Consider the following 19,699-nt stretch of genomic DNA (forward strand, 5'->3'; position numbering starts at 1 on the left):
CAATTTCTAATCATCGCTTATTTAACTCAATAACTTTGTGATCATCTCCTTGAAAAGAGTAAATGACGCCAAGAGCAGACAAAGCATTTGATTCTGCCTGTAATGCCTTAATTTGGCGAGCAATGTTCACTGCTTGTTGCAAGAATTCGATTGCTTTGTCGTTGTCATATAAAATTCGGTAAGCACTTCCCAAATTAGACAAAGCCTCTGCTTCCCATTCAGGATTTTTCTCTTCTCTTGCAAAAGTCAAAACTTCCTGCGCTAACTTAATCACGCGGGTTGCTTGTGTTCTGGCTTGAGAATGTAATCCTTTTGTGGAGAGATTACGTGCTTTAGAATCATCAAGCAGCATTATCAGCCCCAGGGTTTGCAGTTGGGACGTGCTGTCATTAATTTCGCGTTGAACTGCCAATGATTGTTGGAGAAACTCCACAGCACGTTCTTTGTCGTCTTTGAGGATGTAAGTGTTGCCTATCTGCGACAGCGCTAAGGACTCGTGCCACCGCAACCCTAATTCTCGAAATATAGGTAGTGCTTGCTGGCGAGTTTCCAAAGCCTGGTCATATTTATGTTGGGAGACATAAACAAACCCGATTTGCAGTAGCGTAACGCCTTCCAAGGCGCGGTTGCCTACCTCTCGGTGGGCGGTTAAGGCTTTCTCGTACCATTCCAAGGCACGGGGATAGTCTTGTAAATCGGAGTAAGTTGATGCTATTACAGACAGGGTAAATCCGGCTTGAAATTTATCTCCGATTTCTTGCTGAATCGCTAGGGCTTGTTTAAGGTTTCTAAGGCTTTAGGATATTGTTTTAAATCAGCGTAGTTCGCCCCTATCTTTCTGAGTGTCTTAGCTTCCCCAGCACGGTCTTTTACTTCCAGACGAATTGCTAAGGCTTGCTGTAAAATTTTCAAGGCTTTGTCATATTGGTTTTTGCGGTTGTAAACTGAGCTAAGGTTATCCAGGGTTTCTCCCTCTCCAGCGCGGTCTTTGAGTTCCTGACGAATAGTCAATGCTTGCGGCAAAACTTCTTCGGCTTTGTCAGGTTGCGATAAACCGAGGTAAACCTCGCTTATGTTGTTGAGGGTTTGGGCAATTCCGGCTTTATCATTCAGTTGTTGGCGTATCTCCAGCACTCGTTGATAGGTAGCGACTGCCTTTCGGTATTGCCCGTGGCGATATTGGTGTACTCCTTGTTGAAAAAGTCGATCTGCTTCGGTTTTCCGGTCTTGAGACGTTGGTGCCTGTGCTAAAGCGCTTTCTAAAAGATGAAGGATGGAGGATGAAGGGTGAAGGGAGAGAAGCAGGGTGATAGTGACAAGGCTGAGGTGATAGACGCGACGATGCATGGGACGACTCCTCCACAAGCGGTTTAGCAGATGGCTGGCTTAGAAATTGGTAATTTCATCAGTAGGGAATCGGCAAAAACCAGATGCTTTCTGAGGAAATCACGGTTGGCGACAGTAAAATTTCTATGCTACTGGAAGAGATCCACGCTTGCGATCGCTCGTTACGGACGAATCGCACTGAACTAAAGCCCTAAACGAAAGTTTGGGCTAAAAGCTCGCAACTCGTTGAAACGGGTTGATCGCGTACAGGCTGGCTGTCGCTGTTGATGGGTATCAGGGAGAAGAGTTATCTGACGATCTCAGGAGGCGATCGCGCTCAGTCTAGAGGTACAATCCTCTAGGTGTACTGAGGACGATAGGCAACGTGTCAGAAGAACCACAAACCTCGCCATCACTGCCACCTACGGGCGCGATTGAAAGCGTATCTCTAACAGCTACGACGGAGAACTGGTTTGAATACCCAGTCAAAGCGCAACCTCACCATACTGACTATGCAGGTATTGTCTGGCATGGCTCATATATTGCCTGGATGGAGGAAGCGCGGGTGGAATGCCTGCGCTCAATTGGCATCGAATTTGCAGATTTAGTCGCCTTGGGATGCGATATGCCGGTTGTGGATCTTTCGGTGCGCTACCACCGCCCCCTGCGGATGGGAATGAGTGCTGTGCTGAAGACGCGCATGGCAGATACCGAGGGCGTCCGCATCAATTGGGATTATCAGATTCAATCTGCCGATGGACAAGAGTTGTACGTCACTGCCAAAGTCACGTTAGTGGTAGTAGATCGAGAGAAGGGTAAGATTATGCGCCAGTTACCACCCACGATGAAGGATGCGTTGGCACGACTTTCGGCAGTTTAATCTAAATTGGTAGGCTTTCCTACCTAATGCTACCTAAAATGTTAAATCAATAGTTTTGATTGCAGGTAAAGCTTTAATTGTGAAGTTATTTGTCTACCACACGCCCGAACTTACGCCCTCCGACAGCGTACCTGAGTGCGCGATCGCGATCGATGTACTCCGCGCCACTACCACTATCGCCACCGCACTGAATGCGGGTGCTGAGGCTGTCCAAGTCTTCAGCGATATGGAAACCTTGATGCAAGTCAGCGAACAGTGGCAAGCCGATCTCCGGTTGCGTGCCGGAGAACGCGGTGGTGCTAAAGTGTCTGGCTGCGATTTGGGCAATTCTCCCCTGGATTGTACTCCAGAGCGCGTACAGGGACGGCGGTTGTTTATCAGTACCACGAATGGCACTCGCGCCCTACAGCGCGTGCAGAATGCTCCAGCGGTTCTGGCAGCAGCGCTGGTGAATCGTCAAGCGGTGGTGGAGTACGTTCTCAGCAAGCAGCCAGAGACGGTTTGGCTGCTGGGATCGGGTTGGGAAGGCAGTTTTTCCCTGGAGGATACGGTGTGTGCAGGTGCGATCGCTCACTCTTTACAAGAAAAAGGGTCGCTAGAATTAGGTAATGATGAAGGATTTGCCGCGATCGCTCTTTACCAGCAGTGGCAGAATAATTTACTAGAGCTGTTTTACAACGCCAGTCACGGTCAACGGCTGTTACGCCTCGACTGTCAAGAAGACCTGAAATATTGCTCTCAAACCGATATTTTAGATGTGCTGCCGATCCAGCGAGAACTCGGAGTGTTGGTCAAGAATATCTAAGCACGCTTTTTCACTTTTCCCCGCCGGTAGAATGCAGTTTATAAAGCTAATACGAACGGGAAATTTAGCGTTGCTTAGAGTCATGAAGCATCTAACTGGGTGGATTTGCGTTCGCCCGATCGGATGCATCACGATCTTTAGACTCCAGCAGTCGTTTGATTTCATTCAAAATTGTATCTAATCCTGCATCTTTAGCTAAAAAAGCATCCGCCTCTGGGCAAATTTCCCTACCGAATTCTAACTGGTTGGCACTAATAAATCCGGTTGCTAAAACTAATAAAGGAGGATTTATTAAATTATTTTTTATATGATTGATGATCTCGCAACCATCCATACCTTTTTCATAAGGAGCCGGTGGAAGAGAAAAATCTATAATCAGTAAATCGTAACCTTCTATTTCTTGTAAAAATGTAAAGACTGTTTTATAAATATGGACTTCAAAATCTTTTCGTAAAAAACGCTCTACGATCAAGCACCAATTCTCATCATCATCCAATACACCTATCTTGTACATGGATTTTGATCCCTCTCTAATCAATAGCTGGGCGAAACCCAAACCTAAAATTTATTTGCTAAAGTCAAGCAATCTACTCTCACAGAACCTCATCCTCTATTCTCTATTATAGTTTGGACATCAACTCAATTAAATAAACGGATTGGGCAATCGTTCCTTTCAACAATGCTACGCCATCAGAGTAGGGGAGGAACAAATTTGCTCCCCTACTGCCGATGGCAATTAGCAATGAGTTGAGCCTAAATTCAAAAGTAAAAACCCAACAAGCGCTCCATCACACAAGCGGCAATCCGATCGGCGGCTCCTGCTTCTCCCATGCGGCGGCGTCCATTTTCAACAATCAGTTGCAGCCGGTCGGGATCGCGTAATAAATATTGCACAACACCGGCAACTTTAGCTGGTTGATCTACCAAAATCAGGGATAGTCCCAGCAGGCGAGATTGAGCTTCGGCAAAGGCGGGCGTAAACTGAGGGCCAACGCCTGGAATCGCGATCGCAGGTTTCCCCAATCCGACAAACTGTTCGGTTGCCGTACCAGCCATTGCGATCGCTAAATCTGCTTGATTTAAACAATCGTTATAAGCGTGCTGAGTCAGAATCAGAGTGCCATTTTCTTTAGTAAAAGTCAGTGCTTCTGGGTCAGAAATCGGTGAGGTACTTTCTGCCGGTGCATTAGATTCTCGCCAACCGTGAGCTTCAAGAGTTTGGCGCAAAGGGTCTAAATTTAACCCAAGTGCGATCGCTCCCAGAAATAGGACGGATCGGGGTGCAAACGCCTGCATTAACCCCACACAAGCTTGCATAATTTGCTGCCAATTGGCGTAAGCTTCTGGAGGTCTAGAACCGGGGAGAAGAGTCACAATTAGCGATCGCCTCATCTCTTCCTGTTCAGCATTTGACGAATAAAATATTGCCCTAGGTCTGGGTGGTTCCAGACCATCCATCATCGGGTTCCCTAAATCAAACGCCGGGATAGACCACTTCTGTAACATCTGAGTTGTCAGTCCATCTCTGGGAAACACCGCCTTACAACGCCGCCGACTCATCAGCCAACGTTCCCAAGGCAAGTAAACAGACCCAGACCAACCTTCCCAGCGCCCTCGTTGGTCGCGGCGTGGCAATGGCCCCGCTTCATCTCGCAAATAATATTCTGATTTAGCCGTACCCACAAAAGCATAGGGAACGCCGCTTAACCAGGCAAACAACAGCGGGACAATATCCCCCACCGCCAGGATTACCCCTCTACCTCGCTCCTTGGTTCTGCCTGGGGACGCCCACTTTCTGATCGCGCGGTGCTGAGCTAGGGTGAGCTGTAGTAAACCGCCCTGTACATCTCGCACCAGCTGACGCCCATCCATATAGATAAAGCCACCGGAGGGCATCGTCTGCACAGGGCCAATGATGGGGATATCTAACTCAGCGTAAGCTCGCCCATCACCCACCAATGGCAAGGCTGCTAGTTCCAAAGAATGAGAATGTTGCCGAAGTTCTTGTAAAATCCGGACGGCAATAATGTCCTCCCCATGACCATTGCTGAGGCACAGTATCCTCATCCCAGACCTCCACAGATTTTAGATTTTTGATTGTTTCTCCATCGCCAATCCAAAATCCAACCTTCCTTGCTCCAGAGAAGCCAGGGGGAAATTTCCAAATTCAAAATCGACGAATGGAACCAGACGGCAATAACGAGTGTCAAATTTAACAAAACCTCGTAAGCGATAAGCAATTAGCGATTTTACACTAGCTACCGTCTTATACCATTTCGCTGGATATCTGTATGCAATCTCCCTCTCCTCCTCCTCTCTCTGTGTGGTTTTCTGTAATGCGCGTTCCTTCTGTTGCTATTTGTACCTTAGCGGTTTTGGCTGCAAGCGATCTCGGTTTCCTTGCTAGCGCCAGTACAACTTCTCCCTCTGTGACCCAGACACCAGACACTGAAGAAGTTGTGGTTGTCCCAGTCACTTCGGATGTGCGCTCCTCAACAGCCACAACTCAAAAAATAGCAGATGCTGAGGTCGTTGTCCCGGTTAATTCTGGTACGCGCCAGCCAACCGCCCCAGCTCAAAAACCAGTTAATACCCAGGTAGTAGTTCCAGTTAATCGTGCCACGATCCGTTCCGTGGGAGCCATTGCTGCACCGGAAACGCGGACACTGCCTCAATTTACTCAGACGACTCGCATTCCCCAAAAAACGCCTGCTGGCTCTATCAATTCACCAGATTTGGTAGTAACAGCAACAGATATAGAGGTAGCGGGAGCGACACCAGAGTTGCAGCAAATTGTCCGTCAAACGATTAAAACTCGTCCGGGTGGAGATACCAGTCAAAGCCAGCTGCAAAAGGATGTGACGGCGATTTTAGCGACCGGGTTATTTACTGATGCCAACGTAACCACTTATACCGAGCCAAGTGGACTGAGGACAATCTTCGAGGTGAAACCCCTCGTCGTGCGATCGCTCAAACTTTCAGGTGCCCAAGTCCTGACCCCAGCGGTTGCCAACGACATTTTCAAATCCCAACTAGGGGCAAAAATTAGCCCCAATGCCCTCAACCAAAGTGCCGAACAACTCAACCAGTGGTACAAGCAAAATGGTTATGTAGTAGCACAAGTGCTAGCCGTGCAACCCAGCCGCGACGGCGTAATAACCATTGAAGTCGCTGAGGGCACCGTTGGGGATGTGAAAATCCGCTTTTTAGACACGGAGGGCAAGCCAACCAAAGGACGCACCCAAGAAAATTTCATCCGTCAGGAGTTAAAACTGAAGCCCGGTCAACCCTTCCGGGTCGATGCGGCACGGACAGACTTGCAACGACTGTATCAGTTAGGGCTGTTTGACAACGCGGACGTTTCTCTGAATGGCGATTCTCGAAAAGTTGACGTTAGCTACGACCTTACCGAACGCACTTCCCGCGCCGTCAACGTCGGTGGTGGTTACAGCGAGAACAGCGGCATCTTCGGCAGCATTAATTATAAAGACCAGAATTTTGGCGGCATTAACCAGCAGGTGGGTTTGAATGTGCAAGCAAGCCGCAGCGACTTGCAGTTTAATGGGAATGTTACCAGTCCCTATCGCGCCAGCAATCCAGACCGCCCTGGATATAATATCGAGGCATTTCGACAGCGGCAACTTTCCGAAACCTTTAATGAAGATGTCAAGCTGCCGAATGGGGACAAAGTTCGGGAAGGGCAGTTTGGCGGCGGCGTCACCTTCACGAAACCTGTGGGGGATGTGCAGGCATCGGTAGGAGTGAACTACGCCCGCACCAGCATCCGCGATAGCAAAGGCAATCTCTCACCCGTAGATGAATTAGGAAATCGCCTTTCTTATAGCCAAAGCGGTATTGACGACAAAGTTTCCTTGTCTGCTGGTATCGCTCAAGACAAACGAGACAATCCGATTAACCCCACGAAAGGCTCAGTCGTCAGTCTCAGCACGGAACAATCGATTCCAGTTGGGAACGGCAGTATTTTGATGAACCGGGTTCAGGCAAACTACAGCCAGTACGTCCCCTTTAATTTAACGAACGGTGAAACTCCAGATGTATTAGCCTTTAACGTGCAGGGAGGCACAACCATCGGCAATCTCCCGCCCTATGAAGCCTTTAATCTTGGCGGCATCAATTCTGTAAGGGGTTACGGAAGTGGTGATGTTGCCAGCGGTCGCAGCTATGTGTTAGCCTCTGCCGAGTATCGCTTCCCAGTTTTTAAGCCGGTAGGTGGCGTTTTATTCGCTGACTTTGGCTCCGACTTAGGCTCTGGCGATACGGTGCCGGGAGAACCTGGAACCGTGCGCGGCAAACAAGGAACTGGCTTTGGCTATGGAGCCGGTGTGCGCGTCCAGTCCCCGATTGGCTTGCTCAGGGCTGACTTTGGCATCAACGACCACGGTGAAAGCCGACTCCAATTCGGCATCGGTCAAAGGTTCTAACATCGGCAGGCGAAGGAGAAATTTAAAATGAGTTCAAATTAGCTCATCCTTGATTCTTGGTGATTGCATGGACACGCTAGTTGGCAAAACTTTGCAGGGTGGCAAATACACTCTCGATCGAGAACTGGGACGGGGTGGTTTTGGCGTTACCTTTCAAGCCACCCACCACTACTTGGGTCAACCCGTAGTGATTAAAACGCTCAACGATTCCCTGTGTCGGCATCCTGACTTTGCTCGATTTGGGCGTCAGTTTCAGGATGAAGCAAGACGTTTGGCGTTGTGCGTCCATCCCAATATTGTTCGGGTTAACGATTTCTTTTTGGAAGCAGGGTTGCCCTACCTGGTGATGGACTATATCGCCGGTCAAACTTTGCAAGAGGTTGTGTTTCCGGACAAGCCTCTGCCAGAGTCAGCTGCCATCCACTTCATGCAGCAGATTGGGGCAGCAGTCAAAGTGGTGCATCAAAATAATCTGCTGCATCGGGATATCAAGCCCCAGAATATTATTCTGCGCCAAGGAACTCAAGAGGTGGTGCTGATTGACTTTGGGATTGCGCGGGAGTTTACGCCAGACTCAACCCAAACTCACACAAGTATTGTTTCTGAAGGTTATGCCCCTATTGAGCAGTACCTACCCCAAGCCAAGCGCACCCCAGCGACGGATGTTTATGGGTTAGCCGCCACACTTTACGCGCTGTTGACGGCGACAGTACCGACGCCTGCGGTACTGAGAGACAGGCAACCGATGCCAGCACTCCGCGACTTGAAACCCTACCTAAGTCCGGCGGTAAATCAGGCGGTGATGCGCGGGATGGCTGTTGATGCTCAATATCGACCTGGCAGTGTAGATGAGTGGCTGTCTCTGTTGCCCGATCTTCAGTTTGAAGGTTCCATTGCCGGAACAACGCCGCCAACTCATACGGCGGCAACTGTCCCAGTTATCCTCCCCTCACCGCCTAGAGGAGAAGCATTGGCGGGAAAAAATTCGGGTTCAAGAGATGGGGACGCGATCGCTTCGCCCCTACCAGAAGCCAGAAACCATCAATCCCGTCCTTCCTCCTTCCGAAGTGCCCGCAGTCTTTTCATTGCTACAGGAGTCGCTCTAGCATCGGGTTTAGCGATCGCGTTGAGTTCTATCTGGCGTCAGCCTCAACCGCCCGACGCCTCCCCTGTTGCCCCGGTTTCTCAGCCGCAAAATCAGCCGCAAGAGGCGCAAATCGTCACTCCCGAACCCGTAGAGAAAGTCAATAGCACTCCTGCTGAGTCTGAACGGAAACCCGTTGAAGTTCAAAAATCCTTCCGCAGAAAATCCCAGCAGCAGCGCCTTAACCGCGATGTTCCTGCCTCAAACACTTCATCGAAATCCTCGAACTCGAACAAGCCGCAATCCCGTGGTGAGACGAACAATAACGCCGGACAGGCAAACATAGAACGTCGGGAGCAAAAACAGCCGGTTCCTACATCCGAACAAACTCCACCTGCTGCTGGCAATCCACAACCTTCTCCCGCTTCCCAACAGCCGCCACCATCCCCGGCTGCCAGTCCGCAGCCTCCCCCCGCTTCGGAGGTGACTCCGCCATTCCCTCGCAGCGATCGCAAGCCGACTAATCCTGCACCCTCATCTTCTGCACCAGAGACTTCCGCACCGCCGAGTTCAGTTATCGTGCCGATTACAAAACCAGAAACTCAACCCCAACCGGAATCGGAAAAGAAGTCTAAACCAGACAAGCAGAACAAGCTGGACAAGCAGAAGGATAATTAGCTACTGCTTGGATCGACGTTTGCAGTTGACAGCGATCGCCTTTCCCTCTCAATTTGAGATGCCAACCGCTATTAAACCGAACTTAATCGTTCGGCTATTACACCCCAAAAATCTCTCTGGAAACTTTCCTAAATCCAGTCACTGCTTCAACAAATAACTATAATAGGATATGTAAGACAGGGGGCCTTAATGGTTTCGACAGGTTGGCGAACGCTGCCCCGTGATTCAGGTCGAGAGTGAGTCTTCTCTCGTTAATACTGGACTCAAAAAAAAGTAACTGCGAAAAATAACATCGTAGCATTCGCTCGTCAGGCAGCTGTAGTTGCCTAAAAACCTCTCATAGGTTTCTGAGCGTCTGTAGTCTGACTCCGTTAAGGGCTACAGAACAACCCCAACGGATGCGATAGCAAGTTGTCTCTGGTAGATTTGCTAGCTAAGACCTCATCAGAGAATCCTGTCATCCGGGATAATGGATGGTTCCCGCCTTGAGGATTAGATAGGCTAAACCTGTGAATGAGCGATAGGTTAATACCCAATTTGGACACGGGTTCGATTCCCGTAGGCTCCACTTCTAATTACTTTCTCAAACCACCTTCTACCCAAAAGTACAAGGTGGTTTTTGCTTTTGATAGAGCTTAGTTTTAATTATTATTTTAATTATTAATAGTTCAGAGCCAAACTTTCCTGAAAAGCAAACCTAGCAACACTTTTGGGTGCCAGTGTCCATACTTTGGCAGAAATCTCAACAGACTTTGACTTGACACTTCGTTAAATCTTGCTTAATCTATCATTAACTTATTGTTAATCATTCCAACGCGGGGCTTCTACAAAAACACGAGCGCCACCTCGTGTCCGTTGTGCTGGATATAGCGATCGCCAGCGGAGAAATCGCACCTACTTCCTGCTTTTTAATCGCAATTAGCACTCAAATAGCACTCTAAAAATGAGGGGAGATTTTTCAATCCTCCGTTTTACCGACCTTAAATTTTTTAAGAGAGGTTTCAAAATGCAGTTTTTCATCTCTCCAAAGAAAGCCAGGAAATTTCTGAGCTTCGCAGTGCTGGGTTTCATTTTTGCCAGCCTTGCCAGTCAGTTAACTAGGCACTTCCTGTACCAGCAAGGCTATAAGCTCTTATGGTTGAATAAATTAGTAGAGCTATTCAACGTCGATCGCGAGAAAAATTTTCCGGCGTTGTTTTCAGCATCGCTGTTATTACTTTGTTCAATTTTGCTAGCGATTATTACCTACGCTAAGAAAACGGAAAGCGATCGCTATGCGTTCCACTGGGGCGCTCTGTCGATTCTTTTTCTACTTTTATCGGCGGACGAATGGCTGAGTTTCCATGAAAAGACGATTGAGCCACTTCGAGATTCATTCAAAGCTACCGGATTTTTATACTATACTTGGGTACTTTTCGGCATCGCTTTTGTAGTTCTTGTCTTACTATTCTTTTTAAAATTTCTCGCCCATCTTCCCGCAAAGACACGGCGTTTATTTCTGATTGCCGGAGGTGTCTTTGTTGGAGGCTCGATTGGCATGGAGATAGTGAGTGGATTTTACGTATCTAACTATAGTCGTTTAATTTGGGGAGCCACCTCAAGCAAGCAGACAATACAGGCAATCGTATATATGCTGATGTCGAACCTGGAAGAATGCTTGGAGATGGTAGGTGTGGTTCTGTTCATTTATGCGCTGATGTCCTACATGAGTTCATATATCAAAGAAGTGCAAATCCGCATTGAGGAGGAAACACCGGAGGTTCCCTCAATGAAGTACACAGAAAAAGTTTAAATCTTGATTTACCCAGCTTTTGATTCTGGTGCCGATGTCTCTAAAGACGCTAATTACGCCTTGCTGTGGTGCTGCATAGACTCTCCCACCGTAACGTTTAACTGATCGCCAATCAGGAGTACCAGAGAACTCATATACAGCCATAGCATTAAAACAATAACGGCACCCACTGCACCATAGGCTTTGTTGTAATTACCAAAGTTAGAGACGTAAAGCCGAAATAAACCTGATATGATAGCCCAGGAGACCGCCGCCAAAATTGCTCCTGGCATAATGGGAGTTCCAGTAACCCAGCGACTGGGACCATAGCGATAGATGAAGGCAAAGGCTGAGGCGACGATGCCTAATGCCAAAGGCCAGCTAAAAAGCCGCCAAATACTCAACAATTCTAATAATCCACTTTGGCTGATTAATAGCTTCACAATCAGGTCGCTAATAAACACTAAAAAGGAAGCAATGATCAGTAGCACAATGGTGCCAATCGTCAGACCGATAGAAATTAACTTGGCTTTCCAAAAGGGTCGTGTTTGTTCTGGAGGAATCTGATGGATTTGATCGAGGGCGGTCATGGCAGCACTCAACGCCCCAGAAGAAGCCCAAATAGCAGCAACGAAGCTGAGGGAAAACAGCCCTTGATTTTGCGATTGACTGATTTCGTGGGCAAAACCTTCAATGAGGAAAAGAGCTTCTTGGGGGGCAATTTCACTCAATTGCTTAGCCAATCCTTCAAAAGTGTTTGATGAAGATTGAAACAGACCGATTGCCGTCAAGATTGCCAAAATGGCTGGAAACAAAGCTAACATGGCGTTGTAGGCCATTTCTGCCGAAAGCCCGGTTAACCGCCGTTGGCCTACGCGCTGGAAGGTTTTCTTTAAGGTTGCCCAGCTGAGATGTCGAAAGAAACGGAAAAAACGGATTGAGGAGCCTCTAAGAGCGGCATGGGCTAAGAACGAGCGCATTATTGTTTGATTCCGTATACAACGTTTTCTATACTGTGCCAAATCAACTACTAAGGTTACAGGGGTTTTGTCAAACTATCGATAGTGTCTATTACAAACAGGCAAATTTTGTTAAAAATTGATCGTTGTAACCGATGAGGAGTCGTTTTTGATGACCCACGAGGTAGCGCAGTGGTTGGCTGAAATTAAGACGCTGAAACAGCAGCTAGCAGAGTTAGAGCGCGATCGCGATGCGGCTTTGGAAAGTGCGGCAAACTGGCGTCAACTGTACACCACAGAAGCGCAGCAACGCCGAACTGAGGCAAAGCTAGCTCAACAACAGATTGAAAAGCTCAAAAGCCAACTACGGCAACTCCAGAGTTCACCGCAACCCACAGAGGACGATCCGGGTGCTGTGGAGGCGATTCGTGCCGAAGTAGAACAACTAGAAAATCTGGAGGATTTGAAAGCGAAACTGACCGAGGCGATGGTCGAGCGCGATCGCCTTGCCCAGGCTTTAAAATCTGAGCAGACCAATCATGCACAAACCCGCAGAAGTTTAACTACGGCGATTGGGGATACCCTCGATCGGCTTAGCCGAGAGCGCATAACCCGCCAACCAGCGGCAAATTCAGGTCAGTCGGCTCCTCGCGGTCAGTGGGTAGGGGTTAGTACTCAAGCTAGCAAAAACAACAAACAAACCCCTCCGTCTTCTGGAGAAGAGGAGGGGCGCAATCCCGGACAAAAAGCTTAAAGCGCGTGCAGTTTCCTCCTTGCCGCCTTCATCAGGGAGGTTTGGAGGGAGCGCACAAGCCAGAAATAAGCGATGAAACCGAGCCTAACTGCTCAAAATCCCATCACCTGAGCCACGGTCGCTAAATCTGGCTCAATTCCCTGTTTAAACGAATTTTCGCTGTGTTTAATTGCCGTATCTGGGTCTTTTAAACCATTCCCGGTCAGGACGCACACCACGGTAGCGCCTGCGGGCACTTGATCTTTTACTTTCAGCAACCCAGCAACGGAAGCCGCACTAGCCGGTTCGCAGAAAATACCTTCTTCGGATGCCAAGAGACGATAGGCTTCTAGAATTTCGGCGTCTGTCACCGCGTTGAACTGACCCATGCTGGCTTGTTGAGTGGCGATCGCGCGTTCCCAGTTAACGGGGTTGCCGATGCGAATGGCGGTTGCCAGGGTTTCTGGATGAGCCACCGCCTGACCCGTAACCAGAGGAGATGCACCAGCCGCTTGAAATCCCATCATTCGGGGTAAGCGATCGCATTTCCCTTCCTGATGGTATTGACAAAATCCCATCCAGTATGCTGTAATATTTCCGGCATTACCTACGGGGATGCACAGCCAATCTGGAGCATTCCCTAACGCTTCTACCACTTCAAAAGCAGCAGTTTTTTGTCCTTCCAATCGATAGGGATTTACCGAGTTCACCAGCGTCACGGGGTAACTTTGGGCCATCTCCCGCACGATTTCTAGCGCCCGGTCAAAATTTCCCTTAATTGCCAAAACTTCGGCCCCATACAGTAACGCCTGAGCTAACTTGCCTAGCGCCACGTAGCCATCGGGAATCAGTACAAACGCCCGCATTCCGCTCCGACGGGCATAGGCAGCGGCAGAGGCTGAAGTGTTGCCGGTACTGGCACAAATGACGGCTTTGGCACCCGCTTCCTTTGCCTTAGAAATCGCCATCGTCATCCCCCGGTCTTTGAAACTACCAGTGGGATTGAGACCGTCGTACTTCACCAACACGCGCACCTGTTTACCCACAATCTGAGCGATCGCGGGAACCGGGATCAGCGGGGTATTGCCCTCAAGCAGCGTCACGACCGGCGTTGTGTCCGTCACCGGCAGATATTGCCGGTATGCCTGAATCAGTCCAGGCCAGGACTGCCGTCCAACAGGGTTGTTTAGGGCAGGGGAATTCGCAGCAGATACAGTTAAAGCCACAGGAGTCAGAGAGGGGAAAGGGGATTGTAGGAGTGGGTTTGATCCAGAGCCTGTCTTTAGAAACTGACCCTTGAACTAAACCCACTCTTTTCAAAATGGAGAGGGGGACGGGGAGAAGTTCACCCCTGTCACTTATTCTCTCTCTTTAAACAGAAGCTAGGAGAAATTTTCGCTACCTACGCTACTTAATTGCGGATTTCTTCGGGCTTCTGCCTTCTGACTTCTATGTTCTCGCTTTTAGCTTCTGGGTTGGAACGCTTGATCAGCCTTGGCTTGCTAGACATTCCACGATCGTCCATTGGCATTTCTTGTTCGCTTGACATCCAAGAGGGACGAGTTTGGTCGTACACCATTTGCAGTGCTGCTGCTGCGATCGCGTGGGCGTCGTATTCTTCGCTCAGTTGCGCCACGACGGGCAAGAACGAAGCCATACGCTCTCCGCTCAATACTTCGCGTACTTGAGCTTGCAGTTTTTCCAGACGCCGCCCTTCAATCTCCGCCCGTGTGGGAATTTGGACAATTTTCAGGGTTTGTCGGACTTTGCGCTCAATTAGCACCAACTTCCGTCGATCCATTGGATGAATCAGGGAAATGGCTGTTCCTGCGTTACCAGCGCGACCCGTGCGACCGATCCGGTGGATGTAGCTTTCCACACTATCGGGCAGATCATAGTTGATCACATGGCTCAGGTGGTCAACGTCTAAACCCCGCGCCGCAATATCTGTGGCGACTACCCAGCGCACCTGGTGTTGCCGGAACCGCATCAGCAGCCGTTCCCGCGCTTGTTGATTGAGGTCGCCGTGGTACTCGTCTACACTGTGACCGGCAGCTTGCAGTTGGTTGGTCAGTTCAGCGGCTGTCTTGCGCGTCCGCACGAAGATTAAGGCAGATTCGGGATCTTCCAGTTCTAGGATGGGCAGCAAGGCGCGAGATTTTGACCAGCCACGGGGCACCATGTACACCAACTGGTTAATCCGGGAGGGAGCGGCTTTGGGCTGCTCGACGGAGACGTTCATCGGCGATCGCAGGAACTTCGCAATCAATTTTTGAATGGTTGGCGGCATTGTCGCCGAGAAAAATGCCGTCTGACGTTCGGCGGGGACTTGCTTGAGGATAGTTTCCACATCGTCAATAAAGCCCATGCTCAACATTTCATCGGCTTCATCCAATACCAACCAGTTGACTTGATCGAGCTTGAGATCCCCCCGCTGGAGCAAATCAATCACCCGTCCTGGGGTTCCGACCACGATCTGAACGCCCTGTCTTAGGCGCTGGATTTGCCGGTCAATGGCTTGACCGCCATATACTGTCAGCACGCCCAACCGGCGATCGCTGCTAAAGCTGCGAATTGCCAGAGCGACTTGCTGAGCTAATTCTCGCGTTGGCGTCAAAATCAGCGATTGGACTGCGGGATTTTTAATATCGAGCCGTTCCAAAATCGGCAGCGAAAAAGCTGCTGTTTTGCCGGTTCCGGTTTGGGATTGTCCCACCACATCCCGACCAGCCAACAGATGAGGAATGGCTTGGGATTGAATTTGGGTGGGTGCAGTAAAGCCTAGTTTTTCTAGTTGCTGAATGCGAGCTTCTGAAAGGCCTAGGCTTGTGAACGAAAGGGTCATAATTTGTTGTTAGTTGTTAGTGTTCGAGAATTGTAAATGGCGAAGTATGAAGTTTTTAAGTATGAAGTTTGAAGTATGAATTAATATTTGCCTTGGTTCTTCAGCCTTCATTCTTGAGTTGTCATTCTTCATGCTTCGGGCTTGGCGACATGACCATACAGGTCGTAGATGTCAGTGCTTGTAATTTCCACCGATGCTATCGACCCCAATGGGGCGTCGCCTTGGACGTAGACTAATCCGTCTACCTCCGGAGAAAATCGGGCAGATCGACCGATTAGTTCCCCAGTCTCTGGATGTTCTTGCTCAATCAAGACATCAACCATCTTGCCGACACAAGCTTGATTTTTTCTCAAGGAAATTGGCTGCTGAACTTCCATCAAGGCATCCCTGCGGATATCCATGACTTCTTGGGGCAGTTGATTGGGCAAGGTGTAGGCAGGGGTTCCTTCTTCTGGGGAAAAAGTAAACACACCTACATGGTCAAATTCATGGCGCTGGACGAACTGTAGCAAGTGTGCAAAATGCTCTTCCGTTTCGCCAGGGAACCCGACAATGAACGTGGTTCGCAGCACGGCATCAGGCAGGGCTGTTTTAATCCGCTCAATAATTTGATCGTTTACCTGTCCCTGCCAAGGTCGGTTCATGGCGCGGAGAATTTCCGGATGGGAGTGCTGTAACGGCAAATCCAAATAAGGCAATACGTTAGGAGTCTCCTGAATTGCTTCAATGACAGCTGGTGTTAAGCCAGTGGGATAGGCATAGTGCATCCGAATCCACGGAATGTCAACCTTTCCCAATTCCCGTAGAAGTTCCGCCAGTTTCGGTTTCCCGTAAATATCCAGACCGTAGTTGGTGGTGATCTGGGAGATGAGAATTAACTCTTGGACTCCTTCGGATGCTAGCTGGTGGGCTTCGGCGACGATGGATTCAATGGAGCGCGATCGCTGATTTCCCCGGAGATGGGGAATGATGCAGAACGCACAGCGGTAATCACATCCTTCCGCTACCCGTAGGTACGCGACACCTTCCGATGTCGTGCGGTAGCGAGGCGTTGTTTCATCGGCTATGTAGGTCGGCAGCTCTGAAACTTGCTTGACCCGTTCGCCGCCTTCCACTCGTTGAACCACATCGACGATTTGGTGATAATCGCCGGTGCCCACCACGGCAACCGCTTCTGGCAATTCATCCAGCAGCTGCTCCTGGAAGTGCTGCGCCATGCAGCCTGTGATTACAATCTTTTTATTCGCTTCCGCCAGTTCTACTAAGGTGCGGACAGACTCTGCCCTTGCAGCCTCAATAAAACTACATGTATTAACTATAACATATTCTGCTAATTCTTCATTACTGTCTACCTGGTACCCTGCTTGTACCAATAGACCCAACATATGTTCGGTATCAATACGGTTTTTTTCGCAGCCCAAGTGAGAAATTGCAATTGTTGGCTTATTGCCCATGCGGTTTAGATACGGCTAAAGAAAATCTGTGAAAAGCTGAAGCCAAAATATTATACCCTATTTTAGGCACAGCAGTGTACTGCCCAGTGGGACGTGAGTCTCAAACTGGGAGGATCGGGATGGGGTATGGAGATGGGAGATGAGCAGTTAAAGAATCTATCTTCCACTCACCAACCAGAGTAGGGAACTGGATAGTGGTATCTTCCCCGGTCTCCATTCTAGATAAAATTCTAGAATGGCATCATCCGAGATGCGATTCATTTCACTGCCATTTTTGCCGCTTGGAGGAGAATAACCGACAGGTGTAGCAAGAATTCGCCGGTGTTTTCAGGTAGACAAGTGGACTTAAATCAAATCTTCAAGACACCGAATCCCATCGTTGGCGTGGTTCATCTTCTGCCGCTGCCGACATCTCCCCGCTGGGGAGGTAGCCTGAAAACGGTTATCGATCGAGCTGAGCAGGAAGCGACAGCGTTGGCAGCGGGCGGCGTGAACGGCATTATTGTGGAAAATTTCTTCGACGCCCCTTTTACTAAAAACCAGGTAGATCCAGCGGTCGTTAGTGCGATGACACTGATTGTGCAGCGGCTGATGAATTTGGTGACGTTACCTGTGGGCATTAATGTATTACGCAATGATGCTCATAGCGCGATCGCCATTGCATCCTGCGTCCACGCTCAGTTTATCCGCGTCAACGTCCTCACCGGCGTCATGGCAACTGACCAAGGGCTGATTGAGGGAGAGGCGCATCAATTGCTCCGTTACCGTCGAGAATTGGGCAGCAATGTAAAAATTTTGGCAGATGTCTTAGTCAAGCACGGTCGCCCCTTAGGTTCCCCAAATCTAACCACAGCAGTGCAAGAGACGATTGAGCGGGGTTTAGCAGATGGCGTCATTTTAAGTGGCTGGGCGACGGGTAGCCCTCCCAGTCTGGAAGACTTGGAACTGGCAACCGCCGCTGCCAACGGGACGCCCGTATTTATCGGCAGTGGTGCCAACTGGGAAAATATTTCTACACTGATGCAAGCCGCAGATGGCGTGATTGTTTCCAGCTCTCTCAAGCGCCACGGGCGGATCGAGCAGCCCATCGATCCGATTCGGGTCAGCCAATTTGTGGAAGCAACCCGACGCAGTTTTGCCGCCAAAGCGGAACCCAAGCCAGTTTCTTCGGTCACTTATTAGTTGTTAGTTGTTAGTTTTTAGTTGTTAGTTTTCTAATTAACTCCAAAAAACTAACATCCCCAAATTTTTTACTGAGTCCTCTAACTGGCGATAGTTTCACATCTTCAGTTTTCGATTCTCACTTCTGTGTCCTCCTACCTCAGTTTTGACATGAGCCGCCGACGTTCTACTCCCTGGATTCATCGCTGGTCCCGTCTGCTGATTGCGGCGATCGCTATTTTAGGTGCCTTAGTAACAGGCTATCTAACCGTAGTCAAGCTAGCAGGAGGCTCTGCTGCCTGCCCCACCAGCGGTTGCAATCAAGTCCTCTCCAGCCCCTACGCCAGCGTCTTTGGTCTTCCCTTAACTTTGTTTGGCTTGCTGGCTTATGTCAGCATGGTTGCTTTCGCCCTCGCTCCGATGGCAGTGAACCCAGTTGAAAAGAAAGACCTGCACTCTCAACTGGACAACTGGACATGGATGCTATTATTTGCCGGTGGCACCGCTATGACGGTTTTCAGCGGCTACTTGATGTATTTACTGGCATTTGAAATCAAAGCTGTTTGTCTCTACTGTCTTGCCTCCGCTTTCTTCTCCCTTAGCTTGTTAGTGCTGACCTTGATCGGTCGCGCTTGGGAGGACTGGGGACAACTATTTTTTACTGGCATCGTCGTGGGAATGGTAGCGCTGATTAGTACTCTGGGCGTCTATGCCACTGTGAAGTCACCCGTCGCTTCCGGTGGTGGTTCCGCCACTACCGGATCGCAAACGTTTCCCATTACCACCGTCTCTAGCGTTGCAGAAGTTGCTCTAGCGAAACATCTCAAAGAAGCAGGAGCTAAGATGTACGGTGCTTTCTGGTGTTCTCACTGCCACGATCAAAAGCAATTGTTTGGTAAAGAGGCATTCAGCCAAATCAATTACATTGAGTGCGCCGATCCCAAAGAGCCACAGAAGCAGGCAGAAATCTGCCAAAAGGCAGGGATTCAAAGCTACCCCAGCTGGGAAGTCAACGGTAAATTGATCGAGCCAGGTGTGAAATCTTTAGAGAAACTGGCTGATTTATCGAGTTATACAGGTCCTCGCAACTTTCAGAACTCCTTGCCAGGACTTTAAATTTGGGTGCCCTAGGAAATAGCGATGTCACTCAAAATGGAAAAAGATATTTGCCGTAGAAGTATTTGGCATTTTCGGCATTTGCTAAAATTAAAACCGAATACTTTAACGGCAAAATATTTGGCATGGTGAGGTATCGTTTCATCATCCTGTTATTTTGCACTTTACTGATAGCCAAAACAGCAACAACACCGCTGTCCTAGCATTGAAGAAAGGACAATTAGCAACTCTGATTCAGAGAAAGTCTCCCATTGAACAGAGTTAAAGTTTTTACCGAGCCATCCACACATATTTAGGAAAGTTGTATCACGATGGTGTCAGGGCTATTTCATTCTAGACAGAGAGGGTGAAATCCAGTAAGCTAAAGCTCAACGAATTTTTCTTATCGAGCTATGAGAACGCTTGCCATTGTGGAAGCCTTTTCCAGTTTGCCTGACGCACGACG

16 protein-coding genes and 1 other RNA gene are annotated in these 19,699 nt (G+C 49.1%); 9 read left to right on the forward strand and 8 right to left on the reverse strand.

Going from position 1 to position 19,699, the window contains the following annotated elements; genetic code table 11:
• Positions 1-10: 10 nt before the first annotated feature.
• Entirely contained in the window at positions 11-766 is a 756-nt protein-coding gene (locus ACFW2W_RS04800; protein ID WP_378174086.1) for a tetratricopeptide repeat protein, read from the reverse strand.
• 2 nt (positions 767-768) lie between these two features.
• Positions 769-1,347 (reverse strand): tetratricopeptide repeat protein, encoded by a 579-nt coding sequence (locus ACFW2W_RS04805; RefSeq protein ID WP_378174025.1) that lies wholly within the window; start codon positions 1,345-1,347, stop codon positions 769-771.
• 364 nt (positions 1,348-1,711) lie between these two features.
• Here ACFW2W_RS04805 and ACFW2W_RS04810 point away from each other — a divergent pair, with 364 nt between their 5' ends.
• Together ACFW2W_RS04810 and ACFW2W_RS04815 are read left to right on the forward strand one after the other, a co-directional pair.
• Positions 1,712-2,206, forward strand: coding sequence for an acyl-CoA thioesterase (locus tag ACFW2W_RS04810; RefSeq protein WP_378174028.1), 495 nt, complete (start codon positions 1,712-1,714; stop codon positions 2,204-2,206).
• Between the two features lie 79 nt (positions 2,207-2,285).
• Positions 2,286-3,011: a 2-phosphosulfolactate phosphatase family protein gene (locus ACFW2W_RS04815; RefSeq protein ID WP_378174090.1), complete on the forward strand. Its 726-nt coding sequence runs from the start codon at positions 2,286-2,288 to the stop codon at positions 3,009-3,011.
• 91 nt (positions 3,012-3,102) lie between these two features.
• On the opposite strand, the gene ACFW2W_RS04820 is transcribed toward ACFW2W_RS04815, so the two are convergent.
• A complete protein-coding gene (locus ACFW2W_RS04820) occupies positions 3,103-3,525 on the reverse strand; it encodes a hypothetical protein (protein ID WP_378174030.1) in 423 nt (140 codons plus the stop codon).
• A gap of 245 nt (positions 3,526-3,770) precedes the next feature.
• Positions 3,771-5,078 (reverse strand): lipid-A-disaccharide synthase-related protein, encoded by a 1,308-nt coding sequence (locus ACFW2W_RS04825; protein WP_378174033.1) that lies wholly within the window; start codon positions 5,076-5,078, stop codon positions 3,771-3,773.
• 224 nt (positions 5,079-5,302) lie between these two features.
• Between ACFW2W_RS04825 and ACFW2W_RS04830 the strand changes: the two genes are divergently transcribed.
• From ACFW2W_RS04830 to ACFW2W_RS04845, 4 genes are all read left to right on the forward strand, one after another.
• Complete coding sequence (locus tag ACFW2W_RS04830; protein WP_378174036.1) at positions 5,303-7,453, forward strand: BamA/TamA family outer membrane protein; 2,151 nt, start codon at positions 5,303-5,305, stop codon at positions 7,451-7,453.
• Positions 7,454-7,520: 67 nt separating this feature from the next.
• The gene (locus tag ACFW2W_RS04835) at positions 7,521-9,215 is read left to right on the forward strand and encodes a serine/threonine protein kinase (RefSeq protein WP_378174039.1); all 1,695 of its coding nucleotides are present in this window, start codon (positions 7,521-7,523) and stop codon (positions 9,213-9,215) included.
• A 180-nt stretch (positions 9,216-9,395) separates the two neighbouring features.
• Positions 9,396-9,786, forward strand: a transfer-messenger RNA (tmRNA) gene (ssrA, locus tag ACFW2W_RS04840).
• A gap of 435 nt (positions 9,787-10,221) precedes the next feature.
• Positions 10,222-11,007: a hypothetical protein gene (locus tag ACFW2W_RS04845; protein ID WP_378174041.1), complete on the forward strand. Its 786-nt coding sequence runs from the start codon at positions 10,222-10,224 to the stop codon at positions 11,005-11,007.
• A gap of 53 nt (positions 11,008-11,060) precedes the next feature.
• On the opposite strand, the gene ACFW2W_RS04850 is transcribed toward ACFW2W_RS04845, so the two are convergent.
• Positions 11,061-11,966, reverse strand: coding sequence for a YihY/virulence factor BrkB family protein (locus ACFW2W_RS04850; RefSeq protein ID WP_378174044.1), 906 nt, complete (start codon positions 11,964-11,966; stop codon positions 11,061-11,063).
• Between the two features lie 151 nt (positions 11,967-12,117).
• Here ACFW2W_RS04850 and ACFW2W_RS04855 point away from each other — a divergent pair, with 151 nt between their 5' ends.
• Positions 12,118-12,699, forward strand: a complete 582-nt coding sequence (locus ACFW2W_RS04855; protein WP_378174047.1) for a hypothetical protein — start codon at positions 12,118-12,120, stop codon at positions 12,697-12,699.
• Positions 12,700-12,791: 92 nt separating this feature from the next.
• On the opposite strand, the gene thrC is transcribed toward ACFW2W_RS04855, so the two are convergent.
• The 3 genes from thrC to rimO all read right to left on the reverse strand — a co-directional run bounded on the left by thrC (position 12,792) and on the right by rimO (position 16,977).
• Positions 12,792-13,904: a threonine synthase gene (thrC, locus tag ACFW2W_RS04860; RefSeq protein ID WP_378174049.1), complete on the reverse strand. Its 1,113-nt coding sequence runs from the start codon at positions 13,902-13,904 to the stop codon at positions 12,792-12,794.
• 185 nt (positions 13,905-14,089) lie between these two features.
• Complete coding sequence (locus ACFW2W_RS04865; RefSeq protein WP_378174052.1) at positions 14,090-15,523, reverse strand: DEAD/DEAH box helicase; 1,434 nt, start codon at positions 15,521-15,523, stop codon at positions 14,090-14,092.
• A gap of 128 nt (positions 15,524-15,651) precedes the next feature.
• Complete coding sequence (gene rimO / locus ACFW2W_RS04870; protein ID WP_378174055.1) at positions 15,652-16,977, reverse strand: 30S ribosomal protein S12 methylthiotransferase RimO; 1,326 nt, start codon at positions 16,975-16,977, stop codon at positions 15,652-15,654.
• A gap of 339 nt (positions 16,978-17,316) precedes the next feature.
• Here rimO and btpA point away from each other — a divergent pair, with 339 nt between their 5' ends.
• Entirely contained in the window at positions 17,317-18,159 is an 843-nt protein-coding gene (btpA, locus tag ACFW2W_RS04875) for a photosystem I biogenesis protein BtpA (RefSeq protein WP_378174057.1), read from the forward strand.
• A 150-nt stretch (positions 18,160-18,309) separates the two neighbouring features.
• On the forward strand, positions 18,310-19,254 hold the full coding sequence (locus tag ACFW2W_RS04880) for a vitamin K epoxide reductase family protein (RefSeq protein ID WP_378174093.1): 945 nt from the start codon (positions 18,310-18,312) through the stop codon (positions 19,252-19,254).
• The last annotated feature ends 445 nt before the right edge of the window (positions 19,255-19,699 follow it).

The sequence above is a fragment of the Coleofasciculus sp. H7-2 genome, assembly GCF_042747725.1.
Classification (GTDB): domain Bacteria; phylum Cyanobacteriota; class Cyanobacteriia; order Cyanobacteriales; family FACHB-T130; genus FACHB-T130.